General features: G+C 56.8%; 4 protein-coding genes. All 4 read left to right on the forward strand.

All coding sequences use genetic code 11. The features are described 5' to 3' along the window. Nucleotides 1-354: 354 nt before the first annotated feature. Complete coding sequence (locus tag Q5Y75_RS28270; RefSeq protein ID WP_306203631.1) at nucleotides 355-672, forward strand: bactofilin family protein; 318 nt, start codon at nucleotides 355-357, stop codon at nucleotides 670-672. A gap of 555 nt (nucleotides 673-1,227) precedes the next feature. Next, nucleotides 1,228-2,121, forward strand: a complete 894-nt coding sequence (locus Q5Y75_RS28275; RefSeq protein WP_306203632.1) for a DMT family transporter — start codon at nucleotides 1,228-1,230, stop codon at nucleotides 2,119-2,121. Between the two features lie 208 nt (nucleotides 2,122-2,329). Further along, the gene (locus Q5Y75_RS28280; RefSeq protein ID WP_306203633.1) at nucleotides 2,330-2,518 is read left to right on the forward strand and encodes a hypothetical protein; all 189 of its coding nucleotides are present in this window, start codon (nucleotides 2,330-2,332) and stop codon (nucleotides 2,516-2,518) included. Next, nucleotides 2,494-2,655: GNAT family N-acetyltransferase (locus Q5Y75_RS28620; protein ID WP_371933321.1), on the forward strand; the 162-nt coding region annotated here is incomplete at its 3' end. The genes Q5Y75_RS28280 and Q5Y75_RS28620, both read left to right, overlap by 25 nt.

Below are 2,655 nucleotides of genomic sequence, written 5' to 3' on the forward strand. Positions count from 1 at the left end.
TTACTATGTGCCCATCTCACGGGCGTGATTGACAGACGTCAGCGACTGTCCTGGCCACGTCCCTGCGGGACCTCAAAGGCCTGCGATCAGGCAGGCGAAGGGTGGATTAGTAAGCGATCAAGTCGCGCTCGGCGCCGCGTCGGGCTAGAATTCGGTACCATCGACCCAAATCCGATGGAGGATGACAGCAATGCGTCGAGCGAGGGCGACCATCGCTATTTTTCGATCTGGACGTTGGGCGAGTTGGGCAGGTTCGGTCAATGTTTGCTCACGGGTCAACTCACATTCGATTAAGGTGTTCACTTCTGAGCTTACGATCTAGGATCGCATTTGTCTTAGGCAGAGGATTTCAATGTGGCGAGTTCAATAATTGAAGAAGATCTGACAATCGAAGGCGACGTCAGGTCCAGCGGAGGACGTGTCGACGTCAAAGGTCATGTGGTGGGAGATGTCAGCGCCGAGACGATCACTGTACAGTTGAGCGGGTCTGTCGATGGTGCGTTGTCAGCAAAGCAGATCACCGTGGAAGGCAAGCACAAAGGCAGCTTGAAATGTGACGATCTGAAGCTTGCATCAACCTCACACATCCAAGCTGATCTGGCGGCAAAGACATTGGCTACTGAGAGTGGTGCGAAGGTTGTGGGTAAGGTCGAAATCACTGGCGAACAATAGTCTATTTCCTGTGCTCTGAAAGCCCGAGCTCGTCCCACATCCAGCCGAAATCATACTCTGCAATGGGCGAACCGGTCTGGCTGGCGTTGCGGTTTCATTCCGGCTTAGCACGTCTACGTGGCGATGGCTTTCTGGACATAGCCTGGATGAGACAACGACAGTGAATGCTGTTTCAGACGAAGACTAGCGAAAGGCTCAATGGTTCGACGCAAGGAACTCGTCAATAAGCCCGTTGAAGATGTGCGGCTGCTCCAAGTTCACCAAGTGCGCGCAGCCATCAATGACCTCGGTAGTCGCGTTTATCGTTCGCGGCGGAATGATATCGGTCGAAGACGTCGTCCGACCTGAGTAAACCGATCGTCGAGACCGCTTGCCGGATCGACATCGAAAGTCAGTTCAGCGAAGCTAGTTTTGGCGCATGAGCGGGGAACTCATAGCTCGTCTGCTCTAAAGGCCTTATCCTGTTGGGTGGTCAATGCCTGAAGAGGCGCGAAAAGGCGCCCGACACTTTCGCATCTGGTTGGAGGGAACCTCATCGCATCGCCAGTCTCTCCGGTGTCGCCACAAGACGCGCCCACCCGTCGCTCGGAAAGCGGTAAGGGCCTGCTGGTCATGGGTCTGGGCCTGTTTCTGTTCTCGGCCGTCGACACCGGCGCAAAGTTTCTCACTTCTGAGCTTCACCCGTTGCAGATCGTGTGGACCCGTCAATTGGGCCTGCTGGTCGGCGCAGTCTTCCTGCTGCTGCGCTATGGCTTGCCCATTCTCCAAACCAAACACCCAAAACTGCAGCTTCTTCGCGGTAGCATGGCCGTCTTGTCAGCGTCACTATTCATCTTCGCGTTGGCCTATGTACCGCTTGCCGATGCGGTCGCGATCTCATTCGTCGCCCCGTTCATCGTCACCTTGCTGGGCGCCCTGATACTGCGAGAGCCGGTGGGCATCCGGCGTTGGGTCGCCGTTACGCTCGGTTTTCTCGGGGTGTTGATCGTCATCCGCCCAGGCCTAGGCGTGGTGCACCCGGCCGCCGGATTGGTCATCCTTGCAGCATTGTTCTTTGCTATCCGTCAGATCATCAGCCGCGCATTATCCGACACCGACCGAACGTCAACGACGGTGATTTACACCGCCCTTGTCAGCACGGTCCTGCTGACGGTGCCACTGCCATTCGTCTGGCAAACCCCAACCACCGAGCAGGCCTTCATCCTGGTGCTCATCGCAGTTCTGGCCGCCGCCGCGGAGATTTGCGTGATCAAGGCATTGGAATTGACTTTGGCCGTAGTCGTTGCGCCGATGCACTACACACTAATCCTGTGGGGCACGTTCTATGGCTGGCTTGTTTTTGGCCAGTTACCGGATGTCTGGACGTGGGTCGGGACCGCGCTGATTGTGGCAACCGGGATTTACAGCCTCCGCCGCGAATACCTAGAGAGCAAGCTCTCGAAGGCGTGACCTCATTGCCCACCAGCTCCAGCGCAGGCAGCGTACCGCATCTGCCCTGAGGATGCGCCGCGGCGAGCGCCGGACCGGTGCCCTACGGCTCGCGTTGGAAATCCATCACCTTGGCGGGCATTGGCTCTGATCTCGCTCGGCCCGGTCTAAGTTGCTTTTTCGAAACCAAGGTGCGACAGTTTTTGGGCTGCGGTGGGGGATATCTACTATGATCTCGGATGTTTCTTTTGTCTCCAAAGTGTCTGACGTGGCGGCATTCGAGGAGCTGTTGTTCGACTATTACAGCGTCGTCCTTAAAGCGTTTGAAGCTGCCGGAGGACCAGTCCTCGCGCCCGAAGATCTGGTGCGCAGTTCTATCGACCACTTGATGAGATGCTGCCACCAGATGGGCGTTTAGCATTGGCTCGTGGCCAGGATAGGCATCTAGTGGGCTGCGGCGCAATGCGCCGGATCAGGCAGGACGCTGTCGAGATGAAACGCATGTTTGTCAGGCCTGAAGTACAGGGACAGGGACTTGGGAGACGTTTGTTCGAG

Source organism: Ruegeria discodermiae, assembly GCF_030758345.1.
GTDB lineage: Bacteria > Pseudomonadota > Alphaproteobacteria > Rhodobacterales > Rhodobacteraceae > Ruegeria_C.